Here is a 21336-nt window from a genome sequence, read left to right as displayed (position 1 = left end):
CGCTGAGCCATCCATCTGATTACAATAATAGCCACCAGCCAACCAGAGCACTCCACAACAAAAATGGCAGTGAATAAGCGTGGAATTTTAACCAGATGGCAGGTTCTGCTGCCATTCTCAGCGCAATTAAATTAGCCATAGAACCCAACACAAAACCAAAACCACCAATATTGACCGCATAAGCCACCAGCGCGCTGGAAGGCAGATAATTAAGCAGCAATATTGTGGCGGGGACATTACTGATCAATTGCGATAGACCCATCCCCAATATATAGGCGGCAGCCGCAGACAGCGTTTTGATTTCACCGAACAGCGATTGTAACGCAGGTAACTCCGTCAGTAGGCGCACGTCAATGAACATCGCCATAAAGACCACAATCAAGCTCCAGTCAATTGCCAATAACACCCGCCGCGCCAGTAACAATAAACCAGCGAAAACGACAAGCAGCCCATAGCCAGCCCTGCCCAAATCTACGCAGATAATAAAAATAACATACAACGCCAAACAACTTAGCAACAGGCGGAACTGGTAGGGATAAAGCGGGCTTGAGGCCTGTTTCTTTATCTTACGCGCCGGAAAACGCCACCATGTTACCGCTAATAATGTCAGCAGAATAATGGCTGCTAAAGGTGCCATTTGGCGGGTAAAACCAATAAAAGAGAGTTCGGAACGGCCCCATAACAGAATATTTTGTGGATTGCCGATCGGGGTTAATAGCGACCCGGCATTGACTGCCAGCGCCGAGAAAATAATTAGGCGGGCAACCGGCAGAGACGATATTTTTTTCAACGTCAAAATCAGTGGAACAATGATAAATAGCGCCACATCATTGGTCAGAAAGGATGACAACACTGCCGCAGCTAAGACTAAAAACAGCGCCAGATGCCGCTCAGTGTGGAGTGTGTTAATAATTTTCCGGCCAATAAAATCGAAGTAACCGCTGACCTCAACCCCTTTAGTCAGTAGCATTAATCCCAATAAAGTAACAATGGTGGTCCAGTCAATAAACTGCGGGAAGACGGCAATTTGGGCTGGCATTAAGGCCGTTAACCCTATCCCCAAAATCAATAAAATATGTAATAGACGATCTTTGAGAAAAGGTCTTAATACCGTTTTTACTGCTTGCTGAGTAGTCGCAAATAATGTCATCAGGAAATCTACAAATGGCCAGGGGCTGACAAAGAGAGATTACGTTAGCGTAGCCTATCATTTTATGCCAGCCCCTATTGTCTACCGGCTGCCGCAACCGGCGGCAGGGCAGTGTTAACTTAACTTTGTGTGTTGTGTTTTATCGCTTTTCTGAAATCATCCATTGAACAGAACCCGTTGGCATCAACCGGGCAGCCCTTAATTTCCAGCGTGACACGTTTTGGTGGTGCCTGAAGGGTCAGCGGCGTCTTATTACGAATTTGCTCAGTCGACAGATAGATATATTCGATCTTCATCATATCTTTATTTTGTTTCGTATCTTTCCAGCGCTCAAATACTACTTTGCCGCTGATTGGTGTTTTCTCATATTGGTCTGGCAGTTGGTATTCTTTAGTTTTCAGTGCTGCCAACAATGAAGCAATGTTAGAGTCATGCCCAACCAATACCGCCAATTTAGCTTTCTGCGCCGCTAATTCATTAGGCGTTTTCTCACCGACGGGATCAAGGGCGGCACTGATAAAACCGACTAACTTCTCAGCCGCATTATCCGCAATGGCAGGAGAACCGAATAACGTCTCATGGTAGAGGTTTTTGATATCGATTAATTTACGCCACTCTTCCGATGACTGAATCCGTCCCCAGGCCACATCTTTAATCGGGAAACCTTCGTAATATTGCAACATAAATGCATCTGATGCGCCGGTACCTAACTTCAGCGGGCCGGTGATGCCTGGCTCTTTATTTTGTACCAATACAATATTAGTTGGCTGGGTACTCCAGTCACATTTCTTATCCGTTAAACAGGCCGGTGATTTTTTATAATCCAACACGCGGGAAAGTAAATCGTAATTAGGCTGTAAGCGCTTATTTAGCCCTTCTACCCCGCCCGGCCCGGCGTGTTGATTAATCGATGCCAAGGCTTTTTCTTTAAATTCTGGTGTGACATATAGCGTGATGATCGGATTAAAAACTGGATCCATTTTGCCGATGTCTTTTTGGTGCGCCACTGGCACATTACAACCAGGGAAAGCACCGAATAAGAAATGCTGCGCGGTACCAATAGTCCTTGGCAAGCTGTTAGCATAAGTAAATACCGTGGTATCTGCCGGGCATCCTGTCGCTTTCAGTAATTTGGCATTAACCAACCACTCGCGGAAGTACCCCCCCATCATCGCCTCAAGCTCAGCCCCTTTCGGTGTCAGATAACCGCCAGGGGTGGTCCATTGTGGCCATTTATCGGGTGTCGCACTGGAAAGCATATCGCCATAATTTACCAAAGGTGCTCGTATACCATGCCGGCTCATCACCAGCACTTGTTCAAGTTTATAGTTGTCACTTTTATCCTGTGCTACAACATGGGTTGACGCTGGCAAGAGTAGCGCTAATAGTGTCAGGGTGTATGCCGTCTTTATTTTTATCATCCTAATCTCCGTCATCCTGTTGATGGTAATAGTGTAAAAATGGATAGAGGAATAAATAGATGTTCCGATTGCTACAGATTTGTTACAACCAACATGATAGACAGAGATAATAGGTATAGTCGGAGTCTTGTCACAGTTCCGCTAATTGCTTTGTCGCGGTGCATCAGCAGCGTGTTTCTACATAGTTAAATTTCTATCCATACTCAGACGGGCGTTTGTACAGGAATAAGCGAATGAAAATTTTGGGTCTTATTGGCGGTATGAGTTGGGAATCAACCATCCCTTATTACCGGATGATTAACCAGCAGGTTAAAGAACAACTTGGCGGGTTACACAGTGCCAAAATCATTCTCTATAGTGTGGATTTCCATGAGATTGAACAGCTTCAGGCCAAGGGGGACTGGGAAACTGCAGCACAGTTGCTGTCTGATGCCGCCGTTTCATTAAAAAATGCCGGAGCTGACGTCATCGTGGTATGCACCAATACTATGCACAAAGTGGCTGATGACATTGAAGCGGCCAGCGGATTACCGTTATTGCATATCGCAGATGCTACTGCCGCACAAATTAAGCTGCAAGGGATCAATAAAATTGGCTTATTGGGCACCCGCTACACCATGGAACAAGATTTTTATCGGGGCCGATTGACGGAAAAACACGGTCTTGAAGTAATTACCCCTGATAGTATCGATCGCGAAAGTGTTAACCGCATTATTTATGAAGAGCTGTGTTTGGGCGTTATCAGTGAAACCTCCCGCCAGGAATATCGCCGCATTATGGGCAAATTAGAACAGCAAGGCGTGCAAGGGATTATCTTTGGTTGCACCGAGATTACATTGTTGGTTAACGCGCAAGACGCGAGCGTACCGGTATTTGATACCACCGCAATACATGCCTGTGCGGCCGCTGAATATGCGCTGACATGCTAATTGTGATGATTCCCCAGCCATCACACATTTGCCAAGGCAGCAAACAATAACAGATCGGTGGGCAGCAGAGGTTGATACCGCTTGCTGCGACCTCCCCTGCATGACTCAGCAATAGGCCGAGTGACAAAGGTTGCCACATCACTACGGCGTTAAGTTGGAAGAATATCAGCCGCTAATAATATTCCTACCCGCTGCTTTTGAGTTATAGAGCATTTTATCTGCACGGATTAATAGCTGTTCCTGCGCTTCATTTTGCCCCAATTCCACCACACCCAGGCTCATCGTTACATTGATATTCCCTTCCACAGGCATGGTTTCGATGCATTGCCTGATTTTCTCAGCAATACATTTAGCCTCATTTAATTGTGTGTTAGGTAACACAATCATAAACTCATCGCCACCCCAACGGCCTAACACATCAATTTCCCTAATATTATTCCTGATCACATCAACAATATGCGTCAATGTTAAGTCCCCAACAGAATGACCATGCTTATCATTAATAGATTTGAAATTGTCTAAATCCAACGCAAGCAATGACAACGGCTGGCAAAATCGTTTTGCGCGGTTATATTCGTGTTTCAGTACTTTTTCCAGCAAATAACGGTTAGCCGCAGAGGTTAATACATCTGTTTCAGAAAGACTTTTTTTGATATCGAGTTGCTGCTGTAACCGGAAATTGGTTTCGCGTAATTCAACAGTTCGCTCCTCGACTAACGCTTCCAGAGATTTATTCTTTAACTCTAACTTTTCAAGGCGCTGTTTTCTGTCATGGATATTGCGGTGAGCGCCGATCATCCTCGATACGGAACCATCACTATTACGCTCAATCACCTTGCCGCGATCTTCAATCCATATATAGTCGCCATCATGAGTCCGGCAACGGTATTCAATCTGGTATCGTTCTGCCTGGTTATTAATATAGGCATCAAACTGAAACATCACTCTTTCAAAGTCGTCTGGATGGATGATTTTTTCCCAAGTATGGACTGTATTTTCAAAAACATGGGCAGGGTAACCCAGCATTTCATACCAACCAGTATTACGATAAACAAATCCACTGTTGGCATTCCAATCCCAGATACCATCACTTATCACTTCCAGAATTTCATGAACAACGCGCTCGTTTAAATCGGCAATCTTAATCTTCTGATCACTTTGATTATGGCTCATTGAACTATCCTGCTGTGTTGGTAAATTAAAAGACAAAAATAAAACTGTTTAATTATTGTTCTAATAGTGTGAATTAACGTTTTTGAGCAGGCAAGGATTTTTTAACTTCAAATTTGACTTTAACAGAATAAAAAAATATTAAGAAACGATGTAATTAGGTTAACGTATTAAGATTCAATCACCTACAGTCTATAATGTTATTCATCTCGATTATTGAGTACAAGATATTTTTATGAATAGTCAGTGATCAACTGATGATTATTGTATTCTTCCTTAGACGTATTTATTCATAGCGAATAAAAAGGCCCGCGATTACTCGCAGGCCTTAGTAACTCAATATCAATGAGCAGAAATATCTGCGATTGACCTTATTTCTGGTATTTACGCATGACCAGTGTGGCGTTAGTACCACCAAAACCGAAGCTGTTAGACATAACAGTAGTCAATTCGCGTTGAGTTGGCTCAGTAATGATATTCATCCCCGCCGCCTTCTCATCCAGATTTTCGATATTGATACTTGGTGCGATAAAGCCGTGTTCAACCATCAGCAGGCTAAAGATAGCTTCATGCACACCCGCAGCACCCAGTGAGTGGCCGGTCATGGCTTTTGTTGAGGAGATAGCCGGTGTGTTATCACCAAATACCTCACGAATCGCACCCAGCTCTTTCACATCACCAACCGGTGTAGAAGTACCATGTACGTTCATGTAGTCAATTGGCGTATCAACGCCTGCCATTGCCATCTGCATGCAACGAACAGCACCTTCACCTGATGGTGCAACCATATCAGCACCATCAGAGGTTGCGCCGTAGCCAACAATCTCAGCATAGATATGTGCGCCACGCGCCAGAGCATGCTCAAGCTCTTCTACCACCACCATACCGCCGCCACCTGCAATGACGAAACCATCACGGTCTTGATCATAAGTACGGGAAGCTTTAGCCGGAGTTTCATTGTATTTGGTCGACAACGCGCCCATGGCATCGAATTCACAGGCCATTTCCCAACACAGTTCTTCACCACCACCCGCAAACACCACATCCTGCTTGCCCAGTTGGATTAACTCCAAAGCATGACCAATACAGTGTGCGGATGTCGCACAGGCAGAACTGATTGAGTAGTTAACACCTTTGATTTTGAACGGTGTTGCCAGGCACGCGGACACACCGGATGCCATGGCTTTGGTCACCATATAAGGACCAACACCTTTCAAGCCGCGTGGGGTACGCATTGCATCAGAACCGGCAACCTGATTACGGGGTGAACCACCACCGGAACCCACTACCAGCCCACTGCGGAAATTGGATACCTGATCGTCTGACAGACCAGAGTCTGCTATCGCTTCTTGCATCGCAAGAAAAGCATAAATTGAGGCGTCGCTCATAAAACGCAGCACTTTGCGATCAATGAGGTCTTTAGGCTCAGATGCCAGCTTTACATCGCCCCATACATGGCTGCGCATACCTGCGTCTTTAAATTCCTGAGCGAAAGTAATGCCAGAGCGGCCTTCCTGCAAAGATGCCAGAACTTCCTGCTGGTTATTACCAATGCTGGAGACAATACCCAAGCCAGTAATTACTGCACGCTTCATTCAATACCTCTTCCACTTATTTTACATTCGGGATTTTGCAACGCACTTTAGCGTACAGTTGTACGCCGAACAAGTCCGATCAGCGTAATATACCCAGATAATTTTACGATTTGCACGCGGCCGGTCACATAGTTAGAATCGCCCTACCCCTTGAGATACGAGTCTTTCAACGTGAGCCAACCCCCAATCCAAACCGCGACATTAAGCTGGAATGAACAGGGTACACCTGTATCGGAACAGTTTGGTGACATCTATTTTTCCAATGAAGATGGGCTGGAAGAGACTCACTACGTTTTTCTTAAGGGGAATGGTTTTCCTGAACGTTTTGTTCAACACCCGCGAGATAACTGCATTTTTGCCGAAACGGGCTTCGGAACCGGATTAAATTTCTTAACGTTATGGCGTGATTTCGCTCAGTTCAAACAGCAACACGCCAGTGCTAAGCTCCAACGTTTACACTATATCAGTTTCGAAAAATACCCGCTTCAGGTGGCTGATTTGGCCGCCGCCCATGGCCGCTGGCCAGAACTGGCGTTTTTTGCCGAACAACTGCGCGCCCACTGGCCATTACCCCTTGCGGGGTGCCACCGTATCCTGTTGGCACAGGGGAGTATTACTCTGGATCTGTGGTTTGGTGATGTCAATACCTTACTGCCCCAGTTGGATGCCAGCCTGAATAATCAAGTGGATGCCTGGTTTCTTGATGGTTTTGCCCCGGCTAAAAACCCCGATATGTGGAATGACATGCTATTCAATGCCATGGCGCGTATGGCGAGGCCGGGAGGGACTTTCGCCACATTTACCGCTGCCGGATTTGTTCGCCGTGGTTTGCAACAAGTAGGGTTCGACGTGGCTAAAGTGACAGGTTTTGGGCAAAAACGTGAAATGCTCACGGGCAGATTGCCGCAAAGCATCGAGTCACCCGCCACGCCCTGGTACCACCGGCCAGCAGCAGCCCATTGTGATGATATCGCGATCATTGGCGGGGGCATCGTCAGTGCATTGACAGCATTAGCCTTATTGCGCCGTGGGGCTAAGGTCACGCTCTATTGCGCCGATACACAACCAGCGCAAGGTGCATCAGGTAACCGCCAAGGTGCACTCTATCCCCTGCTAAACGGTAAAGATGATGCACTGGAAACCTTTTTCACCAGCGCATTTACCTTTGCTCGCCGCCAATATGACCAATTGCTAGCGCAAGGCGTGAGTTTTGACCATCAATGGTGTGGTGTCAGCCAATTGGCATTTGATGAAAAAAGCCGTGGCAAAATTGATAAAATGCTGCAAATAAGCTGGCCGGTGCAATTCGCTGAAGCCATGAGCCGTGAACAGCTCAGTGCGCTCGCTGGGCTAGATTGCGCCCACGATGGTATACATTATCCAGCCGGAGGCTGGTTATGCCCATCAGACCTCACCACAGCGCTGGTAATGCTGGCTCAGCAAAAAGGGATGACTTGCCACTATCAACATGAACTGCGCCAGTTAGAGTATGTTGACGGGCAATGGCAGCTCAGCTTCCAGCAACTCAGTGCCCAACCCATCGATACCCAACAACCACGGGTGGCGAAACAACATGCTACAGTGGTGCTGGCCACCGGCCACCGCTTAGCTGAGTGGCAACAAACCCAGCATCTGCCGCTGTCGGCCGTGCGCGGGCAGGTTTCCCACATTCCCACCACCTCAGTACTCAGTCAGTTGCAGCAAGTGCTATGCTATGACGGCTACCTGACGCCAGTGAATCCGGCTAATCAGCATCATTGTATTGGGGCCAGTTATCAGCGCGGCGATATTGCCACTGATTTTCGTGCCGATGAACAACAAGAGAATCGGGATCGCCTGTTACGTTGCCTGCCGCAAGTTAAGTGGCCGCACCAGGTTGATATCAGTGATAATCAAGCGCGCTGCGGGGTGCGTTGCGCTATTCGTGATCACTTGCCAATGGTGGGCGCAGTCCCAGATTATGCTGCAACACTGGCACAATATCAGGATCTGCCGCGCAAAATTCAGCGTGGTGATGAGATAGCGCCAGCTCCGGTATGGCCGGAATTATTCATGGTGGGGGCTTTGGGGTCACGGGGCTTGTGCAGTGCGCCATTGGTGGCAGAAATTCTGGCGGCACAAATGTTCGGGGAACCGCAGCCATTAGATGCACCAACGCTGGCGGCACTCAATCCTAATCGATTTTGGATTCGAAAGTTGCTGAAAGGCAGGCCGGTACAACAGCGCGTTGCGACGTTATCTTAAGCGCAGCGGGGTGACTTGCAGCGGCGTCAAAATCACTAGAATCGCAGAGGTGAAGCCAAGTAACGGATCTGGCTAAACCCCTGCGACTTCAGTAATGGAAGCTATTTGATAGCTTGCTCAAGTAAACGATCCCACAAGCCCAAGACCAAAACCTGATCCGGTGGGGAAAGCTCACCGGCTTTGATCGCTTTTTCCAGGCTGGTCTGCACGCGGGCATGTAGCTGCTCAGCCGTATGTTCACCAAACTCTTCAGATTCAGCTACGGCCAGAGTCAGATGGCCGCGCAGATAGCCGCCGGCAAATAAATCATCATCACTGGCGTGCTCTACCATGTCATCAATCTGCGCTAATATGTGCGTTTCGAACTCTGCGATCATCAATTTTCCTCAATAACCCGCCATATTTCAAACCGCAGGTGTGTTGGCAGCCCCGTTAACCCGAATCACTTACCGTCGGGATTATGAACCTCATCAGAGGCTCACCCTGCGGGCCAGCACAAGCATTGTTCAAAATACAATCAATTTGTATCTTGCTTGCCGCCTTCCTACACCTTGAAATCTATTGGGTTATATTCTATATCCAAAAATAATGGCGTTGCAGCCAGGCGGTAAGCTACACGAGATCTTCCGGGTAAGGGAAAAGCTCGGCTACCAACGGCGGCGTATTGTAAAACGATTGTAGTGCCTGAATAAAGCCCGCAGGTCGTGTGGATATACCGTTTTCTAAATTCCACAATACTTGTTCGCGCACTTTGCGCTGGAATGTGATGCGATCCGGCTCACAATCCCCCTCCAGGTTGTCGCAACTGACGTTAAAAGGGAAACCCGCCGCTACACAGAACATCCATTCCAGTGCCTGTGGTTTGATCTCAACCACTTCAAACTGACTCTGAGTTAATACATCTCGCCCGTCCGGGCAGTACCAATAACCAAAATCGACCAACTTGCGCCGCTCTTCACCGGCAATACACCAATGCGAGATCTCATGCATTCCGCTGGCATAATATCCATGGGCAAAAATCACCCGATGATAGGGAAATTCGTCATCGGCGGGCAGATAAATAGGTTCATCGTCACCTTTTACCAGCCGGGTATTATATTGGTCGCTAAAACAGGCATTAAAAACATCGATTAATTGCTGATAATCATGAGTCATACTTGGGTCCGTAAGAGCGGTATCGGCAACGGCATTCAGGCTCACTGCCCTATTGGATACCTTAAGTTATGCGAAAACGTGTAATCCCAGCCAGGAGGAGATCTCGGTACCATGACTGTCATACAGCAGCTTGCAGCTCATTACGAATGACACCACGACAATCATTGGGCGGATTAATTTTTGGCCTTTAGTCAACACCATATGTGCACCAAGGCGCGCGCCCAGCACTTGCCCGACCAGCATCACCAACCCGATACTCCACACCACTTTGCCGCCGATGATGAAAAAGATAAGGCCACCCAAATTAGAGGTGAAATTAAGCACTTTGGCATGGGCAGTGGATTTTGCCAGATTAAATCCGCACAGGGTCACAAAGGCCAACGCATAGAAAGAACCAGCTCCAGGGCCAAAGAAACCATCATAAAAACCGACACCACCGCCAGCAATCAAGGCAAAAGGTAGTGGAGATAGACGGCGTTGTTGATCAACCTCACCCAGCTTGGGGGTGAGTAGAAAATAGACACCAATACCTATTACCAGTAATGGCAGAATTTGCCGCAAAATGTCGGCCCGCATATGCTGAACCAAAATAGCACCCAGCATTGAACCGACCAGCGTTAGAGCAATAATCAACTTTTGCTCTTTTAAATTCACCGCCCCACGGCGGATGAAATAAAGGCTGGCGGAGAATGATCCACCGACGGATTGTAATTTATTGGTCGCCAACACTTGCGCTGGGGGTAATCCAACCGCCAGCAATGCTGGCACAGTGAGTAAGCCCCCGCCGCCAGCAATGGAATCAATAAAACCCGCCAATAAGGCAACGACAAACAAAATCCCTAAAACTGCAGGGCCCAGCGTAAACCAATCCATGATTTATTCCGTAGCAAAATGGTTATCCAACAAAGCCTGACATGAAGGCGGCAATGGTGGGGGTAAGGTTTTACCCGGTTTAGCACTCGGTTGATGTGGCTGGAACCAGCTTTCCAGTTCGGCACCACAACCATCCCCCGCAGGAGGCGTGTCTTGATCCAAACACTCCAGACTGTCTGCCGGGCAGCGCAATCTTACATGCATATGTGCACGATGACCGAACCACGGGCGCACTTTATGCAACCAATTACGATCCGTTCCGGCATCCAGACACAGTTGTTTTTTAATTGCCGGATTGACAAAAATACGGGTCACTTCGTTATCGTTAGCCGCTAATTTGATAAGACTCTCGACCTGCGGTTGCCAGAGTGCTGGCACTACCCGTTTACCGTCAGCAGCCACCAAATCAATGGGTTGCGGTTTCAACAATTGCTGTTGGCTCCAGCGCTGTTGTGGCAGTTGTAACCAGATATCCACATCCAGACCAGACTGATGGCTGGCATGCCCGCTGCTAAAGCGCCCACCGGCAGGCATTGCCATGTCGCCAATCAACACTGTACCCAAGCGATGTTGCTCAGCCTGCGCACTCAGACGGTGGATAAAGTTCAGCAAATCAGGGTGACCAAAATAACGGCGCTGATCCGGGCGCATCACCTGATACTCTGCCGATTGGAGCGGCAAGGGCATCGCACCAATAACGCAGCCGTTGGCAAAACCACCAATCGACTGCGGAGAACCCGCCACCGGGTTGGCTATCTGTTGCCATGGCGTTGCCGCCATGACTGGGGCCATAGCAGCCAGCGCTACTGTTGTGGCAAGTGCTATTGCACCCACAATCCATTTGTTCATTGTGCCTACCAGCGCGGAACGTCTGAAACCACATCACCGCACTGTGCACGCTGGCGCAGCAAGTGATCCATTAACACAATAGCCATCATGGCCTCCGCAATCGGGACGGCACGAATACCGACACAAGGGTCATGGCGGCCACGGGTAACCATCTCAACCGCCTCACCCTGCCGGTTAATGGTTTGCCCTGGAACCATAATGCTGGATGTCGGTTTCAAAGCGATATGGGCCACAACTGGTTGCCCGCTGCTGATGCCGCCTAAAATGCCACCGGCATGATTGCTCTGGAAACCTTGTGGGGTAATTTCATCACGGTTTTCACTGCCGCGCTTAGTCACAACAGCAAAGCCATCACCGATCTCTACCCCTTTCACCGCATTGATACTCATCAATGCATGAGCCAAATCAGCATCTAAACGGTCAAATACCGGTTCACCCAACCCCACTGGTACGTGTTCAGCTACCACGGTAATTTTGGCCCCAATGGAGTCACCAGCTTTTTTCAGTTCGCGCATCAGCGCATCTAACGGCTCCAACTTACTGGCGTCTGGGCAGAAGAACGGATTCTGTTCAACCAAATCCCAATCAATCAAATCACAACTGATATCGCCAATTTGTGCCAGATAGCCACGCACCTGTACCCCGAATTTTTGCGCCAAATATTTTTTAGCAATGGCACCGGCGGCAACACGCATTGCGGTTTCACGGGCTGAAGAGCGGCCCCCTCCCCGATAGTCGCGCACACCGTATTTTTGTTCGTAGGTATAGTCCGCATGGCCTGGGCGGAAGACATCTTTAATCGTGCTGTAATCTTGTGACCGCTGGTCAGTATTCTCAATCATCAACCCGATACTGGTACCGGTGGTGACCCCCTCAAACACGCCGGATAAAATACGCACCTGATCCGGTTCGCGGCGTTGAGTGGTGTAGCGTGAGGTACCTGGGCGACGCCGGTCGAGATCCAACTGAATGTCAGCTTCAGTGATTGGAATGCCCGGCGGGACGCCATCAATAATACACCCCAAGGCGATGCCGTGAGATTCACCAAAAGTGGTGACGCGGAAAAACTGCCCAATACTGTTGCCAGCCATCACGGCTCCTTACCATGTAGTCATAAACAATCTGTCAGTATGATATTTATCACACTGACAGACTTTATAAGCAGAGATCGATTAATCGCGGTACATACTAAAATGCGGAGCGCAGTCAATCAGTTGCTGTTTGGTCAGCATAAATACGCCATCACCGCCGTTGTCGAACTCCAGCCAGGTGAAAGGCACATCTGGATAGAGGTCCATCAAATGCACCATGCTGTTGCCCACTTCGCAAATCAACACGCCATCATCTTGCAAGAAGTCCGGTGCGCAAGCCAGAATACGGCGAGCCAGTTTCAAGCCATCGCTGCCAGCAGCCAACCCAAGTTCAGGCTCGAAGCGGAACTCCTGCGGTAAGTCGGCCATATCTTCGGCATCAACATACGGTGGATTAGTGACAATCAAGTCATACTTGATTGGCGGTAAATCACGGAACAGGTCAGAGCGAATCGGTGTCACCTGATGTTCCATCTCATGTTGCTGAATATTATGCTCAGTTACTGCCAGGACATCATTAGAGATATCGACGGCATCCACTTCAGCGTCTGGGAAGGCATAGGCACAAGCAATAGCAATACAGCCACTGCCGGTACACATATCCAGAATATGCTTAGGCTGGTGTCTAATCAGCCCGTCAAAGCTGTTATTAATCAACTCAGCTATCGGTGAACGTGGCACCAACACCCGCTCATCAACATAATATTCCATGCCGCAGAACCAGGCTTTATTGGTCAAATAAGCAACCGGAATTCGCTCATTAACCCGGCGGATTACTCGCTCGACAATCCGGTGCCGCTCGCTCGACGTCAGGCGCGCACTGCGCATATCTTCAGGAATATCGATCGGTAAAAACAGGCTTGGGAAAACCAGTTGTACTGCTTCGTCCCACGGATTATCAGTACCGTGACCATAAAAAATATTCGCCGCATTAAACCGGCTAACTGCCCAGCGCAGCATATCCTGAATGGTGTGCAGCTCATTTACTGCTTCATCGACGAAAATCTTGTCCAAGGTATTCTCCAACAACGGTGCGAAAAATCATTATCTATCCCCTAGTTTGCCATGAAGCCCGCGACAAATCAGCAGCAATACATCAGTTGAATGATAACCGAATAATGAAAAGTGCATTAATGACAAAAATTGCATGGATAACCGATTGATTGCGAGGGCAACCAACACGCCTACACCTTGAAATATGACGACATACCTATACCCAATAGATTTCGAGGCGTAGGAAGGCGGCAACAGAGAGAATCCCGATGAGCTTACACAAGTAAGTGATTCGGGTAAGCGAGGGCAGCCAACGCACCTACACCTTGAAATATGACGGGTATAGACATTTATTTAGACAGATGACGTTCAACAGGTAAACTGGAGGTAATCAAATAAGTAAACGAACTGATAATGAAAAATAAATATCACCTCACGACTGATGATTTACAGCTATTTAAGGAGTCTATAGTCGGGGCGAAGAAACTGAAACAAGATACGATTGTTTTGCATACACCGCCCAAGTTGGGCAAAAAAATCGCGCCGGAAAAATTACTGCAAGAACAGGTTGATGCCAGTTATTATTTTTCTGATGAATTCCAACCACAGTTGGATAGCGAAGGCCCGACACGCTATGTGCGGCCTGGCGTTGATCATTTTGAAGTTAAAAAGCTGCGGCGCGGTGATTACTCGCCCGATATGTTTTTGGATTTACACGGATTAACCCAAAAACAGGCTAAACAGGAATTGGGCGCACTGATTGCTGCCTGTAAGCGGGAGCATGTGCATTGTGCCTGCGTGATGCATGGCCACGGCAAGCATGTTCTGAAACAACAAACCCCTTTGTGGCTGGCACAGCATCCCGATGTGCTGGCATTCCATCAAGCCCCTAAAGACTGGGGTGGAACTGCGGCATTACTGGTATTAATTGAGTTAGAAGAATAGACGTGAAATGCGGTTTGAGAGAAAAACAACGGCGCGACAGAGATGCCGCGCCGATTGGGTATTCACTAACACTGTTTTAACCGTGGCAAGCCTTTGCCAGCAGTTGTGACGGGCTGACTTGCCAGTCAAACGTCCCCTTTCCTGTCTCACCATTAAGGTCAACACAGGCGATTGCCGAAGTGGCAAACATCGGTGGACATTGCCCTGGACAAAGCTCAGACACCAGATACCCGACCAGCGGCAAATGCGAAATAACCAGCACTGCGGCACAATCTTCTTTTGCCAATGCCTGCAAATAACAACAGACAAAAGCGGCATCCCCACCCGGCGTTAATTCTGGCATCACTTCCTGCTCCGCCGGTAGCGTTATCACCTCACGCGCGACGTCTAATGTTTGCGCGGCGCGTAGATAAGGGCTAACCAAAATCTGATCGATATCAACAGACTGCTCGCTTAGCCAGCTTGCTATCTGACGTGACTCATCCTGACCACACAGAGTAAGAGGCCGCTGCGCATCACTTGCTGCATCAAGGGCCGCGTCACCGTGACGCATAATGAAAACTTGCATATTGCACCGTTTTTGTTAACAAAATAACGCTATACAGAAACGCTTTGCGTGCTGTACCGCCGAAACCTTTACCCATAGGCAAAGAAACTTCATAACGATAACGCGCCGTCTCTCTATGGCGGCCGGGCATTTTGCCTGAAACTTAAGGTAAAGAAAATGGCTGTTTTTTACACCGAGCATACCGACAGCCAACCTTGAGTGGTTACATAATAACCATATCAACAGCTTAATCTAAACTTTATCACCTGCGCAATGAGTGCCGATGAATTCATTTTGGCACAAATAGTCACTTAACGTGATTCTGGCTAAGGTAGCGCGGGTTGTCCCCGGTGTACAGCCACCTAATCCCTTAGAATCGCAGGTGGTGATCCTGCTCACACTCTTCATCATAGCTGTTAGTCGGCACAATATTGTGCGGGAAAAACACCACTAATCCCCGCAACAAACGCCTGATTGCTAACTCAGCGCTCTTCACCTGGCACTGCATCGGGGTTACTTTCCTGCGGGTAAAACGTCTGCTGTTGTTCAGCCATGCTAACCAGCAATTGGCAAGGTTCAAAACGCTCACCATACTGTTGCGCCAGCAATCTGAGCGCTTTCACAACCTTTTCTGCCCCCAGACTATCCAGATAGCGGAAAGGCCCCCCCAAAAACGGCGGGAAGCCAATACCGAACACCGCACCAATATCACCGTCGCGCGGGTTACGAATAATCGACTCATCCAGACAACGCACCACTTCATTCAACATCATCATGGTACAACGCTGTACTATCACCGAGGACTCAAGATGGGCTTTCGGCGTCACGCCCAACAAAACATAAACGCTGGTATCGACTTGTTTTTCCTGTTTTCTTTTCCAAAAAGCACCTTTATTTTCCGCTGGATAAAGGTAAAAACCACGGCCATTTTTACGCCCTTTACGCCCATCCTTTAAGATGACATCAAATGACGGCGGAGCGGCAAAACGTGGCCCTAATTGCGCAACCAAAATCGGCATAATTTTGGTGCCGACATCAATACCGACTTCATCCAACAGCGTGATCGGCCCAACCGGGAAGCCGAAATTCACCAACGCTTTATCAACCGAATCGATAGGTTCACCGTCAAGGACACAGCGGGCAGCTTCGTTGATATACGGAGCCAGAATACGGTTTACATAAAATCCAGCGCGATCAGCGACAACAATCGCTGTTTTACCTTGTTTACGCGCCAAAGCTACTGTGGTTGCGATAGTTTCTTCGCTGGTTTTTGCATGGGGAATCACTTCCACCAACGGCATTTTATCGACCGGGCTAAAGTAGTGCAGGCCAATTACCTGCTCTGGTCGCTGTGCCTGCGCGGCAATTTGGCTTATCGGCAATGAGGAGGTATTGGAGGCAAAAATAGTATGTGCTGCGCCGAAACGTTCGATATCAGCAACCATCTGCTGCTTCAATGATAAATCTTCAAACACAGCTTCAACTACGATATCAAGCGTGTCGAAACCGCAATAATCTGTACTGCCGGAAATCAGCATCATCTGGCGCTGCCGCTCAGCCGGGCGCATGCGTTTGCTGCGTACCCGTTTACCTAAGGCATCCCACGTGTATTTCAGCGCCTGATTAATCCCTTGCGGATTAATATCTTTGATCCGTACCGGCAAGCCTGCGCGGGTGGCAGTGACATTGGCAATCCCACCGCCCATAAGGCCGCCACCCAAGACCCCAACACGATGAATAACATGAGGCTGTGCAGCACCACCGGTCTCTTTTTTCAGTGATGTTGTAGCAAAGAACAAGCTACGCAAAGCAGCCGATTGAGGGGACATGGCCAGATCACCAAAGGCTCTGGCTTCCGCTTCATAACCACTGGGGCCACCGTGATCCAACCCTTTACGCACCACATCAATAATGCGTTCAGCAGCCGGGTAATGGCCTTGGGTCTTTGCCAACGTTTTTTTACGCACAATTTTAAACAATAATGCTTTACCCAACGGGCCGCTAAGCAAGCGTTCCTGCCAAGGCAAAACCGGCCTGTCAAGCCAACCCGCTTTGGCGCGTTTGACCGCCACATCTAACAAGATATCGTGAGGCACTGCATCGTCAACCAGCCCCATTTTAAGCGCCTGGCGCGCACGGATCTGCCTGCCGGTGAGGATCATATCCAGTGCTTTGCTGACACCGATCAGGCGCGGCAAGCGCTGTGTGCCACCCGAACCGGGCAACAGACCCAGTTGCACCTCAGGTAAACCGAGTACCGTTTTATCATCCAGAGAACAGATGCGACTATGGCACGCCAATGCCAGTTCCAGCCCGCCGCCCAGACAAGCACCATGAATAGCGGCAACTACCGGTATGGGGAATGCCGCGATTTGTGCCAATGTCGATTGACCTTTTTGTGCCAATACACGGGCATCGTGGGCAGTGCGGCAAGCAGCAATCATGGTGATATCAGCCCCGGCAATAAAGGAGTCTGGTTTACCAGAAATAATGACTAGCCCCTGCAATTGTGATAAAGCCTGTGCTTGTTGCAGTACTTCGGCAATTTGCTCTGCAAATTCAGCCTTTAAGGTATTCACTTTGTCACCAACAACATCAATGGTGATAACACCGATATTGTCTGGCCGCACACTGAGGGTAAAGACCGAATCGGCCGGAATATGGCTATCCCCACCTACCGTTTCATCACTGCCGTTAAGTAACTTTTCCTGGTTCATTACTCTACCTCCAGAATCATCGCGGCACCCAAACCACCTGCGGCACATGCGGTCGTTAGCCCTAATCCTCCGCCACGGCGACGCAATTCATTTAATGTTTGGGTGATCATGCGAGCACCGGTGGCTGCGAAGGGGTGGCCGTAGGCAATCGAACCGCCCAATACGTTGAATTTGCTCATATCAACTTCGCCAATAGCCTGGCTACGCCCCAATTTTTCACGCGCAAAAGTATCACTGGCAAACATTTTCAGGTTAGCCAGTGTTTGTGCCGCAAATGCTTCATGCATATCGATAAGGGTCAAATCTGCCAGCGTGATACCGGCACGATCCAGCGCCAGTGGCGTAGCATAAGAGGGGCCTAGCAGCATATCTTGCCAAACATCGATGGCGGAAAAGGCGAAACTGCGCAGATAACCTAACGGTTGTAAACCCAGTTCTTTTGCTTTCGCTTCACTCATCATCATCACGGCTGCGGCACCATCCGTCAGCGGGGTGCTGTTGGCCGCAGTGACACTGCCATGTTTGCGATCGAATGCCGGGCGTAACTTGGCATATTGCGCCATCGTGGAATCTTTGCGGATATTGTTATCTTCAGTAATAGCATCACGGTAAGGCGGGATATAAGCCGTCATCACCTCGTCGTGTAATAGCCCTTGCTGCCAGGCAATCGCGGCCATTTGGTGCGAGCGTAGCGCCAAAGCATCTTGATCTTCACGGCTGATACCATAGGTTTTTGCCATCTGCTCTGCGGTATCCCCCATGCGCAAGCCGGTAGAGTATTCAGCCACCGCCGGAGCAACAGGAAGCAGGTCGCGTAACTTTAATCGGCTGAACAACTTCAGCCGCTGGGAGAGGGTGCGTGCTTTATTAACATCCACCAAGGTGCGCGCCAATGCTTTACTGACACCGATTGGCAGCACGGAAGAGGAATCGGCACCACCAGCTATCGCTACCGTGACTGAGCCAGCAATAATACTTTCTGCCACATTGGCTACCGCCTGAAAACTGGTAGCGCACGCGCGTGACACACTGTAAGCATCGGTATGCGCACTCATACCGGTTCCCAACACGATTTCGCGGGCAATATTTGGCGCTTCAGGCATTTGCACCACCTGACCGAAAACTAATTGATCAATTAACTCAGGAGCAACGCCACTTCTGGCCAGCAGCTCACTGACCACAATTTTACCTAAGTCGACAGCGGGTACACCGTGATAAGCAGTTGCCTGCTTGGCAAAAGGGGTCCGCAGGCCGCTGACTATTGCAATGCGATCGCCCTGGCGCGTCACTAGCGGTAATGGCTTACTCATAAACGCTCCTGATAAATAGAATGGCTTTTAGTTAAGCATAACAAATAACAGGTCTGACCTGATCCAATTATTGTTAACCAAACATTTACATTTGGTAAACCTACAGAGCAGGAAAGTGGGAGCAGGAGCAACTTTTAGCGACAAAAATCGATGGAAGGACGAATTGGAAATGGGGATAACAGCAGTAAATGTGATGAATCTAATGCAATAAATTCACAAGGGGAATAATACAAAAATAAACGCGAAGCAAAAAGCTTCGCGTTGGGGAGAGATTCACTAACCTAAGTTTCAGTGAAAACCGGTATTAATTAACGCAGACCAAGCTGGAAAATCATGGTTTCTGCCTGGCAAGCAAAGGTAAAGTCGATGGTTAAACAAACACCGCCGTCTTTCTCTTCAAATTTATGCTCAATCAGACAAGGCTCTGATTCAACAGCTCGCGCTTTTTCAGTCAGCGATTTCAACATGGCTTCAGCGTCAGCACGGTTACCAAACACACAACTGTAAGACGCCGTGCAATCAGTATTATCCATGATAGTGCCGACATCTATACAGCAGCAGGCAGCAGTTTCTTCCGCACTACAGCGATTAATTGCATCTGACATCTTCAATTCTCCTCAACGGACATTTCAAAATAGGTGCAAATTGCCAATTCGTTAGCGCAAATAGCGCAAAAAGAGATGGCGCAAAAAAAATATATTCTCTGTCACTATTTTACTACCGTCGGTCACTTGGCACTAGGACTTACTGTTTATAGGCTTATTAAGTGATAAAGATCACACTCGAATCACATGCTCATTCATTGGTAATGTAATAATTGATACTAAATTGTGATTTTTTTGTTAACTGTGTCTATTTTTTGCAATCAAAACTGAACAAATCCTAAAACATACTTGCAACACTGACACAGGTCGGACCTATACTTCAGCCACTGGTCTGCTTTGTCTGACCGATAACGGACCCTACAATCCCGCATTCTCTTGTTACGATGAGTAACATTAATTAAAACAATGAGGTTTTGGTCATGAACCAGAAAAACCTGTTTACCCGATCAGCTCTGGCGGCTGCAGTTGCACTCATATCGTCGAACGTTTCTGCGGCTGGCTTCCAGTTGAATGAATATTCAGCCGCTGCATTGGGGCGTTCTTTCTCTGGTGAAGGCGCCGTTGCCGACAACGCATCTGTTGGTAGCCGCAACCCCGCTGCAATGACTTTGTTCGACCGCCCTTCTTTCTCTGGCGGCTTTGTTTATGTTGATCCTGATGTCAATATCAGTGGCACATCACGAAGCGGTCAAAGTACCAATGCCAATAACATCGCACCATCGGAGTGGATCCCGAATATCCACTTTATTATGCCACTGAATGAGCAATGGGCAATTGGTGCCTCTGGTACCTCAAACTACGGTTTGGCTACTGAATTCAATGACAATTATACTGCCGGTTCTCTCGGCGGTCAGACTGATCTGAAAACAGCCAACCTGAACTTGAGCACCGCTTATCGCCTGAATGAGAATTTCAGTTTCGGTCTGGGCTTTAATGCCGTGTACGCCGATGCGACCATAGTACGCCACGCTGGCGAAGCTGGCCCTCGCTTACCTATTCCACAAGCACCAAGTACCGAGGTTTCCCGCCTTGAGGGGAAAAAATGGGGTTACGGTTGGAATGCGGGTGTCTTGTATGAAGTAGATAAAGAAAACCGCTACAGCTTTACCTACCGATCAAAAGTTAAGATTGATTTTGATGGCGATTACAGTAACCAATTGCCTACTCGACTAGGTGGGCTGGCAGGTCAAACAGTCCCTGGCTCTCTGACGCTTAATCTACCAGAAGTCTGGGAAGTCTCTGGCTACAACCGTGTGGCACCACAGTGGGCCATTCACTACAGCATGGCGTATACCAGTTGGAGCCAGTTCAAAGAGTTGAGAGCGACGGGCACAAATGGGCAAACCCTGTTTGAGAAGCAAGAAGGCTTCCATGACGCTTACCGTATCGCGCTGGGTACCACTTATTATTACGATGATAATTGGACCTTCCGTACCGGTATTGCCTTCGATGACAGCCCGGTTCCGGCAGATAACCGCACTATCTCGATTCCAGACCAAGACCGTTTCTGGATCAGTGCCGGTACTACTTACGCTTTCAACAAAGATGCCTCAGTAGATGTCGGTGTTTCCTATATGCATGGCCAGAGCGTGCACATCAAGGAAAAAACGCCTACCGCATTGGGTGGCACTACCTATGAGTTCGACTCCAAAGGTACCGCACTGCTGTACGGTGTGAACTTTAACTACGCGTTCTAATCAGCCGATACTGGCAAACAAAAAAGCGCCTTTCGGCGCTTTTTT

18 protein-coding genes are annotated in these 21336 nt (G+C 48.5%); 4 read left to right on the top strand and 14 right to left on the bottom strand.

Features of this window, described 5'->3' with window-relative positions:
- Positions 1 to 19: 19 nt before the first annotated feature.
- Together A6J67_RS10515 and agp are read right to left on the bottom strand one after the other, a co-directional pair.
- Positions 20 to 1150, bottom strand: coding sequence for an SLC13 family permease (locus A6J67_RS10515; protein WP_080608161.1), 1131 nt, complete (start codon positions 1148 to 1150; stop codon positions 20 to 22).
- Between the two features lie 119 nt (positions 1151 to 1269).
- Positions 1270 to 2571, bottom strand: a complete 1302-nt coding sequence (agp, locus tag A6J67_RS10510; RefSeq protein WP_050296733.1) for a bifunctional glucose-1-phosphatase/inositol phosphatase — start codon at positions 2569 to 2571, stop codon at positions 1270 to 1272.
- A 233-nt stretch (positions 2572 to 2804) separates the two neighbouring features.
- Here agp and A6J67_RS10505 point away from each other — a divergent pair, with 233 nt between their 5' ends.
- A complete protein-coding gene (locus A6J67_RS10505) occupies positions 2805 to 3500 on the top strand; it encodes an aspartate/glutamate racemase family protein (protein ID WP_050296734.1) in 696 nt (231 codons plus the stop codon).
- 165 nt (positions 3501 to 3665) lie between these two features.
- On the opposite strand, the gene A6J67_RS10500 is transcribed toward A6J67_RS10505, so the two are convergent.
- A complete protein-coding gene (locus A6J67_RS10500) occupies positions 3666 to 4673 on the bottom strand; it encodes a sensor domain-containing diguanylate cyclase (protein WP_005183417.1) in 1008 nt (335 codons plus the stop codon).
- Between the two features lie 368 nt (positions 4674 to 5041).
- On the bottom strand, positions 5042 to 6265 hold the full coding sequence (gene fabB, locus A6J67_RS10495) for a beta-ketoacyl-ACP synthase I (RefSeq protein WP_005183419.1): 1224 nt from the start codon (positions 6263 to 6265) through the stop codon (positions 5042 to 5044).
- A 171-nt stretch (positions 6266 to 6436) separates the two neighbouring features.
- Here fabB and mnmC point away from each other — a divergent pair, with 171 nt between their 5' ends.
- The gene (mnmC, locus tag A6J67_RS10490) at positions 6437 to 8509 is read left to right on the top strand and encodes a bifunctional tRNA (5-methylaminomethyl-2-thiouridine)(34)-methyltransferase MnmD/FAD-dependent 5-carboxymethylaminomethyl-2-thiouridine(34) oxidoreductase MnmC (protein ID WP_050296735.1); all 2073 of its coding nucleotides are present in this window, start codon (positions 6437 to 6439) and stop codon (positions 8507 to 8509) included.
- A gap of 101 nt (positions 8510 to 8610) precedes the next feature.
- Here mnmC and A6J67_RS10485 read toward each other — a convergent pair whose 3' ends face one another.
- The 6 genes from A6J67_RS10485 to prmB all read right to left on the bottom strand — a co-directional run bounded on the left by A6J67_RS10485 (position 8611) and on the right by prmB (position 13491).
- Positions 8611 to 8886 (bottom strand): YfcL family protein, encoded by a 276-nt coding sequence (locus A6J67_RS10485; RefSeq protein WP_005183422.1) that lies wholly within the window; start codon positions 8884 to 8886, stop codon positions 8611 to 8613.
- Positions 8887 to 9121: 235 nt separating this feature from the next.
- Positions 9122 to 9664 carry an elongation factor P hydroxylase gene (locus A6J67_RS10480; protein WP_080608160.1) on the bottom strand — a complete coding sequence of 181 codons (543 nt, stop codon included), beginning with the start codon at positions 9662 to 9664 and terminating at the stop codon, positions 9122 to 9124.
- A gap of 66 nt (positions 9665 to 9730) precedes the next feature.
- A complete protein-coding gene (locus A6J67_RS10475; protein ID WP_005183424.1) occupies positions 9731 to 10537 on the bottom strand; it encodes a sulfite exporter TauE/SafE family protein in 807 nt (268 codons plus the stop codon).
- Between the two features lie 3 nt (positions 10538 to 10540).
- Positions 10541 to 11386: a penicillin-insensitive murein endopeptidase gene (mepA, locus tag A6J67_RS10470; RefSeq protein ID WP_005183425.1), complete on the bottom strand. Its 846-nt coding sequence runs from the start codon at positions 11384 to 11386 to the stop codon at positions 10541 to 10543.
- Positions 11387 to 11391: 5 nt separating this feature from the next.
- Positions 11392 to 12477, bottom strand: coding sequence for a chorismate synthase (aroC, locus tag A6J67_RS10465; RefSeq protein ID WP_005183428.1), 1086 nt, complete (start codon positions 12475 to 12477; stop codon positions 11392 to 11394).
- Positions 12478 to 12558: 81 nt separating this feature from the next.
- Entirely contained in the window at positions 12559 to 13491 is a 933-nt protein-coding gene (prmB, locus tag A6J67_RS10460) for a 50S ribosomal protein L3 N(5)-glutamine methyltransferase (protein ID WP_032905917.1), read from the bottom strand.
- A gap of 393 nt (positions 13492 to 13884) precedes the next feature.
- Here prmB and smrB point away from each other — a divergent pair, with 393 nt between their 5' ends.
- The gene (gene smrB / locus A6J67_RS10455) at positions 13885 to 14415 is read left to right on the top strand and encodes an endonuclease SmrB (protein ID WP_042568346.1); all 531 of its coding nucleotides are present in this window, start codon (positions 13885 to 13887) and stop codon (positions 14413 to 14415) included.
- A 76-nt stretch (positions 14416 to 14491) separates the two neighbouring features.
- Here the strand turns inward: smrB and sixA are convergent, their stop codons facing one another.
- The 4 genes from sixA to A6J67_RS10435 form a co-directional block, all read right to left on the bottom strand.
- Positions 14492 to 14983 (bottom strand): phosphohistidine phosphatase SixA, encoded by a 492-nt coding sequence (gene sixA / locus A6J67_RS10450; protein ID WP_005183441.1) that lies wholly within the window; start codon positions 14981 to 14983, stop codon positions 14492 to 14494.
- Positions 14984 to 15444: 461 nt separating this feature from the next.
- Positions 15445 to 17679, bottom strand: coding sequence for a fatty acid oxidation complex subunit alpha FadJ (gene fadJ, locus A6J67_RS10445; protein WP_192945370.1), 2235 nt, complete (start codon positions 17677 to 17679; stop codon positions 15445 to 15447).
- On the bottom strand, positions 17679 to 18989 hold the full coding sequence (fadI, locus tag A6J67_RS10440) for an acetyl-CoA C-acyltransferase FadI (RefSeq protein ID WP_032905918.1): 1311 nt from the start codon (positions 18987 to 18989) through the stop codon (positions 17679 to 17681). Before fadI ends, fadJ begins: the two co-directional genes overlap by 1 nt.
- 308 nt (positions 18990 to 19297) lie before the next feature.
- The gene (locus tag A6J67_RS10435) at positions 19298 to 19594 is read right to left on the bottom strand and encodes a YfcZ/YiiS family protein (RefSeq protein ID WP_072088818.1); all 297 of its coding nucleotides are present in this window, start codon (positions 19592 to 19594) and stop codon (positions 19298 to 19300) included.
- Between the two features lie 419 nt (positions 19595 to 20013).
- Here A6J67_RS10435 and fadL point away from each other — a divergent pair, with 419 nt between their 5' ends.
- On the top strand, positions 20014 to 21291 hold the full coding sequence (gene fadL, locus A6J67_RS10430; protein ID WP_050296736.1) for a long-chain fatty acid transporter FadL: 1278 nt from the start codon (positions 20014 to 20016) through the stop codon (positions 21289 to 21291).
- The last annotated feature ends 45 nt before the right edge of the window (positions 21292 to 21336 follow it).

It is taken from the genome of Yersinia sp. FDAARGOS_228, assembly GCF_002073315.2.
GTDB lineage: Bacteria > Pseudomonadota > Gammaproteobacteria > Enterobacterales > Enterobacteriaceae > Yersinia > Yersinia intermedia.
Note: the sequence above shows the minus strand (reverse complement) of the source record. Positions and strands in the feature narration are given on the sequence as shown.